This is a genomic window from Streptomyces sp. NPDC001717 (assembly GCF_042892775.1).
Classification (GTDB): Bacteria; Actinomycetota; Actinomycetes; order Streptomycetales; family Streptomycetaceae; genus Streptomyces.
The window spans coordinates 1-13,931 of record NZ_JBIAUK010000043.1; the positions used below are offsets into that span (position 1 = coordinate 1).

Here is a 13,931-nt window from a genome sequence, read left to right on the forward strand (position 1 = left end):
GGAACGGTGGAAGGGCGGGTAGGGGACCGGCTCCGCGCAGCGGCACCGCCTTGACCGGGCCGGGCCGCAGGGTGGGCCGTCGGGGCCGGGCGCGCGGCGGGGCACCTCCCCGGGCGTCGAACCCCATGCGGCACCGGCAAGGCGAACGGGTTCCGTTCGACGCCCTGCGGGGGCGCCCCACCGCACACCCGGCCCCGACGGCGCGGCGGTACGGGCACGGGCCGGCCCCGCCGAGCACCGGCGTTCGGCGCCCAGCCGCGCACCCGGCCCCGCCGGCGCGGGGGTACGCGCAAGGGACGGGACGCCGAGCACCGGCGGGGGAGGCTACTGCCCCCGGACCCCGCACAAGTGCAGCAGCGCCGCCACCCCCCGATAGGGATCGGTGCGGCCCGCGCGGTCCTCGGCGGTCAGGAGGCGTTCCAGCTCCTCGTCCGCCGGCAGGGACCCGCCCGCCTCCGTCCCGTCGGTGAAGACCCGCACCCCGTACCAGGAGTGCAGCGGCGCCCCGATCCCGGCGAGGGTGGCCGTCAGGTCGGCCAGGCGGTCGGCGCGTACGTCCAGGCCGAGCCGGTTCGTGTAGTCGACGGTGTCGAAGGCGGCCAGCGCGCCCTTCCAGTCGGCGTCCAGCCCCGGCCGCATGGCGAGCGCGTCGCCGTTGCGGACCAGCAGGGAGAGGAGGCCGCCGGGGGCGAGCATCCGGGCCAGTCCGGCGAGCATGGCGTCCGGCTCGGGCACGTACATCAGCACCCCGTGGCACAGCACCACGTCGAAGCTGCCCGGCGTGAAGTGCGCGCCGGTCTCGCGGCCGTCGCCCTCCATGAGGAGGACGCGGTCCTGGATCCCCGCCGGCTCGGCGGCGAGCGCCGCACGGGCGACCGCGAGCATGCCGGAGTCCTTCTCCAGGCCCGTCACCTTGTGTCCGGCACGGGCCAGCCGCAGTGCCTGCGTGCCCTGGCCCATGCCCACGTCGAGGACGCGCAGCCGCTGTCCCACCGGGAAGCGCTGCGAGATCTGCTCGTCGACCTGCCGGCCCACGAGTTCCTGGCGGACGGCGTTACGCAGTCCGCCCAGGCCCTCCAGCCAGAGCCGGGCGCCCTCGGAAAATCCGCTCAGGGCCGTTCCCCGCGCTTGACCTGCGGCTTCGGCAGGCGCAGCCGGCGCATCTGGAGGGTGCGCATGAGGCCGTACGCGACGGCGCCGCGGCGGGGCTCGTTCGGGAAGCGCTGGTTCAGGGCCTTGCGCAGGCGGAAGACCAGGCCGATGGAGTCGACGATGATCAGGGCGATCACGCCGAGCCACAGCAGCAGCGCGATGTTCTGGATCTGCGGCTGCCGGATCATGCTCAGCACCAGGATGATCACTGCCAGGGGCAGGAACATCTCGGCGACCGAGAAGCGGGAGTCCACGTAGTCGCGGACGAACCGGCGGACGGGGCCCTTGTCGCGCGCGGGCAGGTAGCGCTCGTCGCCGCTGGCCAGCGCCTCGCGCTGCTTGGCCATCTCCACGCGACGGCGCTCACGAGCCCGCTTGGCGTCTTCCTTGCGATTGCCGGTCGAGGCCACCACGGCCTTGCGCTGCGACTGGGCCACAGCACGCTTCGGCGTCGGGCGGCCCTTCGGGGCCTGCGGGTCACGGGGCTGCGAGAGGTCGGCGCTCACCTTGTCGGTGGCGGCGGCCTTCTCTTCCTTGGAGGAGCGGCTACCAAACACAAACCCAACCCTACGTTGTCGAGCGCATGGGCCCCACCCCGGCGGGGAACGATCCGGCAACGGCGGGCGTCTTCCAGGGTGCGAGTCTCCTCGGGGGCGCACCTACTCCTTACGCCTGATACGGCGGGAGCGGAGTCGTCCTGGAGGAGGAGCACATCCGTACTCGAACAGTGCGGTAATGGAGACAGGCCCCGTACTGTGGGTCTTGTCGGTGACCTGGAACACAGTCCGTCCAGAAGGGGGCGCGCGAAGCCCATGAGCGGTGTCATGAAGCGTATGGGGATGATCTTCCGCGCGAAGGCGAACAAGGCCCTTGACCGGGCCGAGGACCCGCGCGAGACCCTCGACTACTCGTACCAGAAGCAGCTGGAGCTGCTGCAGAAGGTGCGCCGCGGAGTCGCCGACGTGGCGACTTCCCGCAAGCGGCTGGAGCTGCAGCTGAACCAGCTGCAGGGGCAGTCCGCCAAGCTGGAGGACCAGGGCCGCAAGGCGCTGGCGCTGGGTCGTGAGGACCTGGCCCGTGAGGCGCTGTCCCGTCGCGCCTCGCTCCAGCAGCAGGTCAGCGACCTGGAGGTGCAGCACCAGACCCTCCAGGGCGAGGAGGAGAAGCTGACGCTGGCCGCCCAGCGGCTGCAGGCCAAGGTGGACGCCTTCCGTACGAAGAAGGAGACCATCAAGGCCACCTACACGGCGGCCCAGGCGCAGACCCGGATCGCGGAGTCCTTCTCCGGCATCTCCGAGGAGATGAGCGACGTCGGCCTGGCCATCCAGCGGGCCGAGGACAAGACCGCCCAGCTCCAGGCCCGGGCCGGGGCGATCGACGAGCTGCTCGCGTCGGGCGCGCTCGACGACCAGAGCGGACTCGGCTCGAAGGACGACATCCAGGCCGAGCTGGACCGCCTGTCGGGCGGTACGGACGTGGAGCTGGAGCTCCAGCGGATGAAGGCGGAGCTCGCGGGTGGTCCCTCCGCCCAGCAGCAGGCCATCGAGGGCGGCGCCCCGGGCGCCGGTCAGCAGCAGTCGCAGAGCCCGCACCGGTTCGACAAGCAGTAGGACGGGGCCCGTCATGATTGTCCGCATCATGGGGGAAGGTCAGGTGAAGGTGGCCGACGGCCACTTCACCGAGCTCAACACGCTGGACGACGCGCTCCTGGAGGAGATGGAGGGCGGTGACGAGGAGGGCTTCCGGCGGACACTGGGGGCGCTGCTCGAAGCCGTACGGCGGCTCGGCGAGCCGCTGCCCGACGACGCGCTGGAGCCGTCCGAGCTGATCCTGCCCGGCGCGGACGCGACGCTGGACGAGGTCAGGGACATGCTCAGTGACGACGGCCTGATTCCGGGCTGAGCAGGTCACCACGACACGACGACGGGCCCGTCCCCGGGGCATGGGGCGGGCCCGTCATCGGTTCTCCGGCTTCTCCGGGGAGACGGCGGCCGGCTGCCTCGGGTCCGGGGTCCCGCCGATGAAGTTCTCGAACTTGCGCCGCGGCGCCGCCCACCGGCGGTCGTGGTGGAAGGCGCGCAGCCCGGCCTTGGCGCGGGCGCGCGGGCGGTTCGCGTAGAACCTCTTCGCGTACGGGGACCCGGGCCGGGCCAGCCGGATCGCGCCGACGAGCGCCACGAAGGGGATGACCACCCCGAAGATCGCGGTGCGGGCCTTGCCCTTCCACAGGGCGATCAGGGCCAGGAAGAAGTTGGTGGCCGTGTTCATGGCGACCAGCCCGCGGCTCTGCCGTTCCTCGGAGGTCAGGTCGTTGACCCCGAAGGGCAGGAAGCCGCCGAGGACCAGGCACACCAGCGCCGCCGTCAGGACCACGATCTCGACGCTCTTGCGGCCCTCCTCGCTCCAGTACACGTCGTCGAGGTGCAGGATCAGCGCGAATTCGTCCAGGACCAGGCCCGCGCCGAGGCCGAAGATCACCGCCGAGAGGCAGGCGGCGAGGCCGTGGCGGGCGCTGCCGACCGCCCCGAAGCCGCCGATGATCACGAGGATCACGCCGGGCACCACGTGGTGCACGTGCAGGCCGCCCGGGGTGATGTTCTTGAAGGGGCCCCGACCGGCCCGGATCAGCCGGGTGATCACACGGGTGACCAGGAACGACGTCACGAAGGCGAGCAGCGCGAGGAGCATGGGCAGCTTCCCCGGCTCGACGATGTTCCGATACCACCAGTGACCCATCCCACTGCCTCCCTCTTTGGTGGGTAATGGGCAATTTACCGCTCGTGGTGAGCGGGTAGCGTTCGCGCCGATGACAGATTCGTACGAAGAACCGGCGCCCACGCCGCCCGCGGACCGCGCCACGCTCCTCGACGGCGTGCGCTTCGCGTTCGGCACCCTCACCGTGCTGCCCGCCCGCATCACCCGCTGGGACCGCCCCGCCGCCCGCACCGGCATGGCCTGCGCCCCGCTCGCCGGGCTGGTCGTCGGCCTGCTCGCCGCCGTTCCCGGAGTACTGCTCCTGGCGCTCGGCGGCGGCCCGCTGCTCGCCGCGGCCGTCACCGTCGCCGTACCGGCGGCCCTGACCCGGGGGCTGCACCTGGACGGCCTCGCGGACACGGCGGACGGCCTGGGCAGTGCCAAACCGGCCGAGGACGCGCTGCGCATCATGAAGCAGTCCGACATCGGTCCCTTCGGCGTCGTCGCCCTCGTGCTGACACTGCTGGTGCAGGTCGCCGCCCTGTCCGACGCGTACGCCGACGGCTGGGCGCGCGGCGCCCTCGCCGCCGTCACCGCCGCCGTGGCCGCCCGCCTCGCCATGACCCTCGCCTCCCGCGACGGCGTCCCGGCGGCCCGCCCCGAGGGCCTCGGCGCGGCCGTCGCCGGCGTGGTCCCGCGCCGCACGGCCGCCGCCCTGGCGGCCCTGACCACGGTGGCCGCGGCCGCCGCCGCCCTCCCGCTGGGCCTTCCGGCCGCCGCCCGCGCGGCGGTTGCCGTCCTCGCCGCCCTCGTCGCCGCCGAACTCCTGCTGCGCCGCTGCGTGCGCCGCTTCGACGGGGTCACCGGCGACGTCTTCGGTGCGGTCGCCGAAACCGCGGCGACCGCCACCCTGATCGTCCTCGCCCTCGGCTGACCCCCGCGGGCAACGGCCCACGTACGCTCACCCCGTGGACCAGACTCCGACGCGGCCGACCGCCGCCGCGCCCATCAGGGTGCTCCTCGCCGACGACCAGGCGCTGTTGCGCTCCGCCTTCAAGGTGCTCGTCGACTCGGAACCCGACATGCACGTCGTCGGGGAGGCCTCCGACGGGGCGCAGGCCTTCGCCCTCGCGCGCGAGACGCGGGCGGACGTCGTGCTCATGGACATCCGGATGCCCGGCACCGACGGGCTCGCCGCCACCCGGATGATCAGCGCGGATCCCGAACTCGCCGCCGTGCGCGTGGTGATGCTCACGACCTTCGAGGTCGACGAGTACGTGGTCCAGGCCCTGCGGGCCGGCGCCTCCGGGTTCCTCGGGAAGGGCGCCGAGCCCGAGGAGTTGCTGAACGCGATCCGCGTGGCCGCCGCCGGCGAGGCGCTGCTCTCCCCGGCCGCCACCAAGGGGCTCATCGCCACCTTCCTCGCGCAGGGCGGCGGCGCCGACCCGGCCGCGGCCACGGCGGGGTCGCACGCGGAGCGCCTCGCCGCCCTGACCGGCCGCGAGCGCGAGGTCCTCGTACACGTGGCCGCCGGGCTGTCCAACGACGGGATCGCCGGCCGGCTGGAGGTCAGCCCGCTCACCGTCAAGACCCACGTGAACCGGGCCATGGCCAAACTCGGCGCCCGCGACCGCGCCCAATTGGTGGTCATCGCGTACGAATCGGGACTGGTCCGGCCCCGCGCGGAGTAGCGGTGTACGCGGTGCAGTAGTGCGGCGTACTGCGGACGCGGTATGTGCCACATAAGGACGGGACCTGGGGGCGACGCGGGACGCCCCGACCGCGGGACAGGCTGGAAACGCCCTTGCGTTCCCACTGCAGAGAGATCCCACACCCATGTCCTGGCTGTCCCGCTTCAGCCTTGCCCAACGGGCGTTGATCGGCCTCGTGTCGCTCGTCGCGCTCCTCTTCGGCGCCATCGCCATCCCGCAGCTCAAGCAGCAGCTGCTGCCGTCCATCGAACTGCCGATGGTGTCCGTGCTCGCGCCGTACCAGGGCGCCTCGCCCGACGTGGTGGAGAAGCAGGTCGTCGAACCGATCGAGGCCATGCTGAAGGGCGTCGACGGAGTCACCGGCATCACCTCCACCGCCAGTGAGGGCAACGCCCTCATCATGGCCAGGTTCGACTACGGCGACAGCGGCACCAAGCAGCTCGTCGCCGACGTCCAGCAGGCCGTCAACCGGGCCCGGGTCCGGCTGCCCGCCGAGGTGGACCCGCAGGTGGTGGCCGGTTCCACCGACGACATCCCGACGGTCATCCTCGCCGTCACCTCCGACAAGGACCAGCAGGCCCTCGCCGACCAGCTGGAACGTTCCGTCGTCCCGGTCCTCTCGGACATCGAGGGCGTCGGCCAGGTCACCGTCGACGGCGTCCAGGACCTCCAGGTCACCGTCACCCCCGACGACGCCAGGCTCGCGGCCGCCGGCCTCGACGGCGCCGCCCTCGCCCAGGGCCTCCAGGCGGGCGGAGCGACCGTACCCGCCGGCTCCTTCGACGAGGCCGGCAAGAACCGGACCGTCCGCGTCGGCACCGGCTACACCTCCCTCGCCCAGGTCCAGGACCTGCGCCTGAGCGCCGGACCGGGCAAGCCCGCCGTCCGCCTCGGCGACGTCGCCACGGTGAAGCAGGAGGCCGCCAAGGCCGTCTCCATCACCCGTACCAACGGCAAGCCCAGCCTCGCCCTCGTCATGACGATGGACAAGGACGGCAGCGCCGTCGCCATCTCCGACGCCGTCAAGGACAAGCTGCCCGCGCTGCGTTCCACCCTCGGCGCCGGCGCCGAGCTGACCGTCGTCAGCGACCAGGGACCGGCCGTCGCCAAGTCGATCTCCAGCCTCACCACCGAGGGCATGCTCGGCCTGCTCTTCGCCGTGATCGTGATCCTGGTCTTCCTGGCCTCGCTGCGCTCGACGCTGGTCACGGCGGTCTCCATCCCGCTGTCCGTCGTCCTCGCGCTGATCGTGCTGTGGACCCGCGACCTGTCGCTGAACATGCTGACGCTGGGCGCGCTCACCATCGCCATCGGCCGCGTCGTCGACGACTCGATCGTGGTCCTGGAGAACATCAAGCGCCACCTCGGCTACGGCGAGGAGCGCGAGAGCGCCATCCTCACCGCGGTCAAGGAGGTGGCCGGCGCGGTCACCTCCTCCACGCTCACCACCGTGGCCGTCTTCCTGCCGATCGGCCTCGTGGGCGGCATGATCGGCGAGCTCTTCGGCTCCTTCTCGCTCACCGTCACCGCGGCCCTGCTGGCCTCGCTGATCGTCTCGCTCACGGTCGTGCCGGTGCTGTCGTACTGGTTCCTCAGCGCGCCCAAGGGCATCACCGCCGGGGACGCCGAGAGCGCCGCCAAGGCCCGCCGCGACGCGGAGGAGAAGGAGGCGGCGGCCAAGCTCCAGCGCCTCTACGTCCGGGTCCTGGGCTTCGCCACCCGCCGCCGGCTGACGAGCGTGGCCATCGCCGTGGTCGTCCTCCTCGGCACCTTCGGCATGACCCCGCTCCTCAAGACCAACTTCTTCGACCAGGGCGAGCAGCAGGTCCTGACGGTCAAGCAGGAACTGGCCCCCGGCACCTCCCTGGCCGCCTCCGACGAGGCGAGCCGCAAGATCGAGAAGGTGCTGGCTTCGGTCGACGGCGTCAAGAGCTACCAGGTCACCGTCGGCTCCTCCGGCTTCCTCGCGGCCTTCGGCGGCGGCACCGGCTCCAACCAGGCCTCGTACCAGGTCTCCCTGAAGGACTCGGGCAAGGCCGACGGCGTCAAGAAGCAGATCGAGGGCAAGCTCGCCGCCCTCGACGGCATCGGCGAGACCCGGATCGCCGCGGGCGACGGTTTCGGCAACCAGAACCTCAGCGTGGTCGTCAAGGCCGGGGACGCCGGCGTCCTCGCCAAGGCCGCCGAGCAGGTCCGCGCCGAGGTGGCCACCCTGAAGAACGTCACCGACGTACAGAGCGACCTCTCCCAGTCCGTGCCCCGGATCTCGGTGACCGCCACCCCCAAGGCCGCCGAACTGGGCCTGAACCAGGCCGCACTCGGCGGGATCGTCGCGCAGGCCGTACGGGGCAACCCGGCGGGCAAGGCCGTACTCGACGACACCGAGCGGGACATCGTCATCAAGTCCGCGCAGCCGGCCACCACCCTGGCCCAGCTGCAGGCCCTGCCGGTCGGCCCCGTCAAGCTCGGTGACATCGCCGAGGTCAAGGAGGTCCCCGGCCCGGTCGCGATGACACGGATCGACGGCGCCCGCGCCGCCACCATCACCGCACGGCCGGTCGGCGACAACACCGGCGCCGTCAGCGCCGACCTCCAGACGAAGATCAAGGCCCTGAAGCTGCCCGAGGGCGCCACCGCCTCCATCGGCGGCGTCTCCGAGGACCAGGACAAGGCGTTCGCCTCGCTGGGCCTGGCCATGTTCGCGGCCATCGCGATCGTCTTCATGCTGCTGGTCGCGACCTTCCGCTCGCTGGTCCAGCCGCTGATCCTGCTGGTCTCCATCCCGTTCGCGGCGACCGGCGCCATCGGCCTGCTCCTCGTCACCGGCACCCCGATGGGCGTCCCGGCGATGATCGGCATGCTGATGCTCATCGGCATCGTCGTCACCAACGCGATCGTCCTGATCGACCTGGTCAACCAGTACCGGGCCCAGGGCCTCGGCGTCGTCGAAGCCGTCATCGAGGGAGGCCGGCACCGCCTGCGCCCGATCCTGATGACGGCCCTGGCGACGATCTTCGCGCTGCTCCCGATGGCGCTCGGCGTCACCGGTGAGGGCGGCTTCATCTCGCAGCCGCTCGCGGTCGTGGTGATCGGCGGCCTGGTCACCTCCACGCTGCTGACGCTGCTCCTGGTGCCGACGCTCTACACGATGGTGGAACTCCGCAAGGAGCGCCGCCGCGCCAAGCGCTCGGCGAAGCGCGAGGCCCGCCTGACGGTGGTCGCCCCCCGGGAGGAGGAGACGCCGGCCGGTGTCTGACCGGACGGGGCCGTACGGCCCCGCCCGCCCACCGCATGCCGAAGGGGCGGCACCCAACGGGTGCCGCCCCTTCGGGCGTCTGCGGGCCGGACGGGCCCACGCCCCTACGGGAGCGCCAGCATCCGCTCCAGCGCGAGCTTCGCGAAGCTCTCGGTCTCCTTGTCGACCTGGATCTGGTTGACGAGGTTGCCCTCGGCCAGGGACTCCAGGGTCCACACCAGGTGGGGGAGGTCGATGCGGTTCATCGTCGAGCAGAAGCAGACCGTCTTGTCGAGGAAGACGACTTCCTTGTCCTCCGCGGCGAAACGGTTCGCCAGGCGGCGGACCAGGTTCAGCTCGGTGCCGATGGCCCACTTGGAGCCGGCCGGGGCCGCCTCCAGCGCCTTGATGATGTACTCCGTCGAGCCGACGTAGTCCGCGGCCGCGACGACCTCGTGCTTGCACTCGGGGTGCACCAGGACGTTGACGCCGGGGATGCGCTCGCGCACGTCGTTGACCGAGTCCACCGAGAACCGGCCGTGGACCGAGCAGTGCCCGCGCCACAGGATCATCTTCGCGTTCCGCAGCTCCTCGACGGTCAGGCCGCCGTTCGGCTTGTGCGGGTTGTAGAGCACGCAGTCGTCGAGGGACATGCCCATGTCGCGGACGGCGGTGTTGCGACCCAGGTGCTGGTCCGGGAGGAAGAGCACCTTCTCGCCCTGCTCGAAGGCCCACTCCAGGGCCTTCTTCGCGTTGGACGAGGTGCAGATCGTGCCGCCGTGCTTGCCGGTGAAGGCCTTGATGTCGGCGGAGGAGTTCATGTACGAGACGGGAACCGTCGAACCGGCGATGCCGGCCTCGGTCAGCACGTCCCAGCACTCCGCGACCTGCTCGGCGGTGGCCATGTCGGCCATCGAGCAGCCGGCCGCGAGGTCGGGCAGCACGACCTTCTGGTCGTCCGAGGTCAGGATGTCCGCGGACTCGGCCATGAAGTGCACGCCGCAGAAGACGATGTACTCGGCCTCCGGCTTGGCGGCCGCGTCCTTGGCCAGCTTGAAGGAGTCGCCGGTGACGTCCGCGAACTCGATGACCTCGTCACGCTGGTAGTGGTGGCCGAGGATGAAGACCTTGTCGCCGAGCTTCTCCTTGGCGGCGCGGGCGCGCGCCACCAGGTCCGGGTCGGACGGAGAGGGCAGGTCGCCGGGGCACTCCACCCCGCGCTCGCTCTTCGGGTCGGCTTCGCGGCCGAGCAGCAGCAGGGCGAGGGGCGTCGGCTGGACGTCCAAAGGCTGGGCGGTGGTCACGACACGCACCCTTTCTGTTCTGCGACAAGGGGCTTCCGGAGGGTCGGAAGACCGGATTTCTGGAAGATCGCTTCGGCTTCTCGTCTATATGACGCTATCTATCATAACCGCTTCATGTCAGTTTGACGATGCCGATAGCGTCAATGTGACGCATCAGCCCGCGGATCCGTCCCTTCCGTTCGGGCCCGTCCCCCGCGCGGTGTGCGAGCATGAATATCTGAAACAAGCGTCGGGTCCGGAATGAAATCGCGGTCCCGCTCGTTGCCACCGACGGCAAGAGTCCGACGTTTCCCCGCCCCCCGCGGGGAGCCGCCCACTTCGGGAGTGAATGTAGATGTCCGTACAGGACGACAAGACCACTGTGAGCGACGGCATCCTCCTGTCCGACGCCGCCGCCGAGAAGGTCAGGACCCTGCTGGAGCAGGAAGGCCGCGATGACCTGGCGCTCCGCGTCGCCGTCCAGCCCGGCGGCTGCTCCGGCCTGCGCTACCAGCTCTTCTTCGACGAGCGTTCCCTCGACGGCGACGTCGTGAAGGACTTCGACGGTGTGAAGGTCGTCACGGACCGGATGAGCTCCCCGTACCTCCACGGCGCCTCCATCGACTTCGTCGACACCATCGAGAAGCAGGGCTTCACGATCGACAACCCGAACGCCACGGGCTCCTGCGCCTGCGGCGACTCGTTCAGCTAAGCCAGGCAGGAATCCACGACGAGGGCCCGCCCACCGGTCGCATCGACCGGAGGCGGGCCCACGTCGTACCCGGGAACCCCGGGGGCTACTGCCGGGGGAGCGGCTTGCCCGTGGTCGCGTCGAGCACCTTCCGCGAGCCCAGCGGCTGCTGCAGCGTGGCCGTCGCGGACATCTCCTGCGCGAGCATGATGCAGGCCTGGCCAGGCTGGTTCGGGGTGTCCGTGATCTTCACCAGCACCGACTCGGCGGACTCCCGCGCCTCCAGCGCGTACGTGCTGCACGGGCTGCCCCAGAAGTTCACGGTCAGCTTCCGGTCCGCGTCCGCGTACGAGAACCCCGGAACGGTACGGCCGTCCTTCCCGCCGGGAGTGGTCTGCGGGGGAGCCTGCGCGGCGGCCGGTTCGGTCACCGAGCGCCCGGGGGCGCCGTCCCGGCCCGCCACCTCGAAGATCCAGGCCGGGACCAGGCCCCGCACCCCGTCGACCGTCCCCGGGACCAGGCCCAGCGAGGCCCCCTTGACCGTCTCGGTGCGCGGCGGCTTCATCGGCCGGGGGTCCGGGTTGCACGGCGGGGTGTCCGTCGACGCGACGGCGGTGTCCGGATCCAGTGGGACGGAGGTCGCGCAGCCGCTCGGCCCGGGGCCGGTGCCCTCCTGGCCGCTCGACCGCGCGTTCAGCCGGGCCAGTGCCTCCACGGCCCCGACCACCGGCTGCTCGGCCGCCCGTACGGGGGCCTTCAGCTCGCCGCTGCCTCCCACCACGGAGCCGTCGCCGGCCACGCTCACCGTGCTCGACCAGCCCTGCGTGGGCAGCTTGCCGAACACCGGGTCCGCCTTGACCACCCGTACCGAGCCCTGGACGAGCCGGGCGTCGAGCGCGGCCCCGTCCAGGCCGGCGGCGGCCAGCACGGGGCGGGCGACGGCCTTGGCGGCCTCCTCCGACAGCGGCTTGCCGGCGCTCGCTCCGCCGGCGCCGCCATCGGCCCCGTCCTGCGGGAGGGTCGCCGGGCCGCACGTGTCCTTGCCCCGGACGCAGTTGTCCCCGGTGCCGTTGCCGTTGCCCTGGTGGCGGGCGAAGTTCCAGGTCCCCGGCGCCTTCGCGGACACCGTCAGCAGGGGCCCGGAGCCGTCCGCGGACTCCCCGGCCAGCCAGGTCTCCCCGGCGAGCCGCGGAGCACCCTGGATGCCCAGGGCCGTCGCCAGCCGGGCCACCTCCTCGGAGGTGACCTCCCCGGACGCGGCGTAGGCGGGCGCCGTCGCCGGGCCGTCCGGGAGCTTCACGTCGGCCCGGTACGTGACCGGCCCGCCGGACGGGTCGGGCTCCCCGGGCGCGATGCCCGGCCCCGGGGGATCTCCCGCGTCACGCGGCGCGGAGGCCGCGCTGTCGCCCGTACGACCGCCCGCCGTGCCGTCGCCGTGGGCCGCGGACGCCCAGTACGCGGTCCCGCCGCCGGCCAGCAACACGGCGGCGGCGATCGAGGCGACGGCCCAGGCGGGCCGACGTCGGCCGGCGCGTGGAGTCGCTGCCGCGTCGGGGGCGACGGCCGTGGGGGCCACATCCGCCAGGTCGGTCGCATGGGCCAGGTCGGCCACGTCCGACGTGCCGGCCGGATCGGCCGTGGGGGCCGTGTCGACCTTGTCGGCCGCATCGCCCGTATCGGGTCGTTCGCTGGTCACCGCATCGCTCCTTCACCGGTCCCGCATGGCTGATGCGGGTGTGACGGAACAGACGCGCAACCGGTTCCCTACTGGTCCCCGTACGCCGCCGTGCCCGCGATCAGCCGGGCCGAGGCCGCCGGCACACGGATCCCGTGGATCTGCGAGGGCGCCACCCGGACCGGCCGGGGGCCCGCCGGAACCGCCCAATGCGGTGCCATTCGGGCGCAGTCGCCCAGGAGGCCGGCGAAACCGGGCTGACGCGAGCCTTCCGCGCCGGACCGCTCGGAGGTGTACTCGGAGTAGCCGAAACCGTCGGTGTAGGTCATGGAGGCACCGTAGGCACCGCGGCTCGTGCGAAGAAAGACCTACTACGGGGTAGTTTCGGGCGTTCGGCTGGAGCCCGCTCACCGGGTAGTTTTGACTGTCCCTTGCCGTCCTCCGCAGGAGCGTCCACGCCGTGCGCATCGCAGTCACCGGCTCCATCGCCACCGACCACCTCATGACCTTCCCCGGCCGTTTCGCCGACCAGCTGGTCGCGGACCAGCTGCACACGGTCTCCCTCTCCTTCCTCGTCGACAACCTCGACGTCCGACGGGGCGGTGTCGGCCCGAACATCTGCTTCGGCATGGGGCAGCTCGGCAGCCGCCCGATCCTGGTCGGCGCCGCCGGCTACGACTTCGACGAATACCGCGCCTGGCTCGACCGGCACGGCGTCGACACCGAGTCCGTCCGCATCTCCGAGGTGCTGCACACCGCGCGCTTCGTGTGCACCACGGACGCCGACCACAACCAGATCGGCTCCTTCTACACGGGCGCGATGAGCGAGGCCCGCCTGATCGAGCTGAAGTCCGTCGCCGACCGCGTGGGCGGGCTGGACCTGGTCCTCATCGGCGCCGACGACCCCGAGGCGATGCTCCGCCACACGGAGGAGTGCCGCACGCGCGCGATCCCCTTCGCCGCCGACTTCTCGCAGCAGATCGCCCGCATGGACGGCGAGAACATCCGCACCCTGATGGAGGGCGCGACGTTCCTCTTCTCGAACGAGTACGAGAAGGGCCTCATCGAGTCGAAGTCCGGATGGACGGACGCGGAGATCCTGTCCAAGGTCGGCACCCGGGTCACCACGCTGGGCGCGCAGGGCGTGCGGATCGAGCGGGTCGGGGAGGAGCCGATCGTGGTCGGCTGCCCCGAGGAGAACGCGAAGGTCGACCCGACGGGCGTCGGCGACGCCTTCCGCGCCGGGTTCCTGACGGGGCTCGCCTGGGGCGTCGGCCTGGAGCGCGCCGCGCAGGTGGGCTGCATGCTGGCGACCCTGGTCATCGAAACCCTGGGCACCCAGGAGTACACCCTGGCGCGGGCGCACTTCATGGAGCGCTTCACCAAGGCGTACGGCGACGAGGCGGCGGCGGAAGTCCAGTCCCACCTCTCCGCCTGAAGACCTCCGGTCCGGTTCACGGGGCCCCAGCCGCCGCCGCTGGGGCTCCGC

At 71.9% G+C, this 13,931-nt stretch carries 13 protein-coding genes; 7 read left to right on the forward strand and 6 right to left on the reverse strand.

The features are described from left to right. Nucleotides 1–324: 324 nt before the first annotated feature. Both ACFYZL_RS37285 and ACFYZL_RS37290 read right to left on the reverse strand, forming a co-directional pair. Nucleotides 325–1,035, reverse strand: coding sequence for a class I SAM-dependent methyltransferase (locus ACFYZL_RS37285; RefSeq protein ID WP_384755433.1), 711 nt, complete (start codon nt 1,033–1,035; stop codon nt 325–327). Between the two features lie 74 nt (nt 1,036–1,109). Then, nucleotides 1,110–1,709 (reverse strand): DUF3043 domain-containing protein, encoded by a 600-nt coding sequence (locus ACFYZL_RS37290; protein ID WP_384755430.1) that lies wholly within the window; start codon nt 1,707–1,709, stop codon nt 1,110–1,112. A 255-nt stretch (nt 1,710–1,964) separates the two neighbouring features. On the opposite strand from ACFYZL_RS37290, the gene ACFYZL_RS37295 reads away from it, so the two are divergent. Both ACFYZL_RS37295 and ACFYZL_RS37300 read left to right on the forward strand, forming a co-directional pair. Beyond that, on the forward strand, nt 1,965–2,762 hold the full coding sequence (locus tag ACFYZL_RS37295; RefSeq protein ID WP_384595139.1) for a PspA/IM30 family protein: 798 nt from the start codon (nt 1,965–1,967) through the stop codon (nt 2,760–2,762). 13 nt (nt 2,763–2,775) lie between these two features. Beyond that, on the forward strand, nt 2,776–3,054 hold the full coding sequence (locus ACFYZL_RS37300) for a hypothetical protein (RefSeq protein WP_388685313.1): 279 nt from the start codon (nt 2,776–2,778) through the stop codon (nt 3,052–3,054). A 54-nt stretch (nt 3,055–3,108) separates the two neighbouring features. Here ACFYZL_RS37300 and ACFYZL_RS37305 read toward each other — a convergent pair whose 3' ends face one another. After that, nucleotides 3,109–3,888: a hypothetical protein gene (locus ACFYZL_RS37305; protein WP_384755424.1), complete on the reverse strand. Its 780-nt coding sequence runs from the start codon at nt 3,886–3,888 to the stop codon at nt 3,109–3,111. Between the two features lie 70 nt (nt 3,889–3,958). Here ACFYZL_RS37305 and ACFYZL_RS37310 point away from each other — a divergent pair, with 70 nt between their 5' ends. From ACFYZL_RS37310 to ACFYZL_RS37320, 3 genes are all read left to right on the forward strand, one after another. Beyond that, nucleotides 3,959–4,780 carry an adenosylcobinamide-GDP ribazoletransferase gene (locus ACFYZL_RS37310; RefSeq protein ID WP_388685317.1) on the forward strand — a complete coding sequence of 274 codons (822 nt, stop codon included), beginning with the start codon at nt 3,959–3,961 and terminating at the stop codon, nt 4,778–4,780. Between the two features lie 34 nt (nt 4,781–4,814). Further along, nucleotides 4,815–5,537: a response regulator gene (locus ACFYZL_RS37315; RefSeq protein ID WP_384755419.1), complete on the forward strand. Its 723-nt coding sequence runs from the start codon at nt 4,815–4,817 to the stop codon at nt 5,535–5,537. A 145-nt stretch (nt 5,538–5,682) separates the two neighbouring features. Further along, a complete protein-coding gene (locus tag ACFYZL_RS37320) occupies nt 5,683–8,814 on the forward strand; it encodes an efflux RND transporter permease subunit (RefSeq protein ID WP_388685320.1) in 3,132 nt (1,043 codons plus the stop codon). A 104-nt stretch (nt 8,815–8,918) separates the two neighbouring features. Here the strand turns inward: ACFYZL_RS37320 and nadA are convergent, their stop codons facing one another. Further along, nucleotides 8,919–10,106: a quinolinate synthase NadA gene (gene nadA / locus ACFYZL_RS37325; RefSeq protein ID WP_384737151.1), complete on the reverse strand. Its 1,188-nt coding sequence runs from the start codon at nt 10,104–10,106 to the stop codon at nt 8,919–8,921. 325 nt (nt 10,107–10,431) lie between these two features. On the opposite strand from nadA, the gene erpA reads away from it, so the two are divergent. Further along, nucleotides 10,432–10,788, forward strand: a complete 357-nt coding sequence (gene erpA / locus ACFYZL_RS37330; RefSeq protein WP_030010511.1) for an iron-sulfur cluster insertion protein ErpA — start codon at nt 10,432–10,434, stop codon at nt 10,786–10,788. A gap of 85 nt (nt 10,789–10,873) precedes the next feature. On the opposite strand, the gene ACFYZL_RS37335 is transcribed toward erpA, so the two are convergent. Together ACFYZL_RS37335 and ACFYZL_RS37340 are read right to left on the reverse strand one after the other, a co-directional pair. After that, nucleotides 10,874–12,463 (reverse strand): hypothetical protein, encoded by a 1,590-nt coding sequence (locus ACFYZL_RS37335; protein ID WP_384755412.1) that lies wholly within the window; start codon nt 12,461–12,463, stop codon nt 10,874–10,876. A gap of 68 nt (nt 12,464–12,531) precedes the next feature. Beyond that, a complete protein-coding gene (locus ACFYZL_RS37340; protein ID WP_384596553.1) occupies nt 12,532–12,771 on the reverse strand; it encodes a hypothetical protein in 240 nt (79 codons plus the stop codon). A gap of 131 nt (nt 12,772–12,902) precedes the next feature. Here ACFYZL_RS37340 and ACFYZL_RS37345 point away from each other — a divergent pair, with 131 nt between their 5' ends. Next, nucleotides 12,903–13,880 (forward strand): carbohydrate kinase family protein, encoded by a 978-nt coding sequence (locus ACFYZL_RS37345; RefSeq protein ID WP_384755409.1) that lies wholly within the window; start codon nt 12,903–12,905, stop codon nt 13,878–13,880. Nucleotides 13,881–13,931 lie beyond the last annotated feature (51 nt).

Excerpts from the sequence above, each read along its gene's own strand:
- ACFYZL_RS37295 (WP_384595139.1), top strand. The coding sequence starts at position 1,965 with ATGAGCGGTGTCATGAAGCGTATGGGGATGATCTTCCGCGCGAAGGCG.
- ACFYZL_RS37300 (WP_388685313.1), top strand. The coding sequence starts at position 2,776 with ATGATTGTCCGCATCATGGGGGAAGGTCAGGTGAAGGTGGCCGACGGC.
- ACFYZL_RS37305 (WP_384755424.1), bottom strand. The coding sequence starts at position 3,888 with ATGGGTCACTGGTGGTATCGGAACATCGTCGAGCCGGGGAAGCTGCCC.
- ACFYZL_RS37310 (WP_388685317.1), top strand. The coding sequence starts at position 3,959 with ATGACAGATTCGTACGAAGAACCGGCGCCCACGCCGCCCGCGGACCGC.
- ACFYZL_RS37320 (WP_388685320.1), top strand. The coding sequence starts at position 5,683 with ATGTCCTGGCTGTCCCGCTTCAGCCTTGCCCAACGGGCGTTGATCGGC.
- erpA (WP_030010511.1), top strand. The coding sequence starts at position 10,432 with ATGTCCGTACAGGACGACAAGACCACTGTGAGCGACGGCATCCTCCTG.
- ACFYZL_RS37340 (WP_384596553.1), bottom strand. The coding sequence starts at position 12,771 with ATGACCTACACCGACGGTTTCGGCTACTCCGAGTACACCTCCGAGCGG.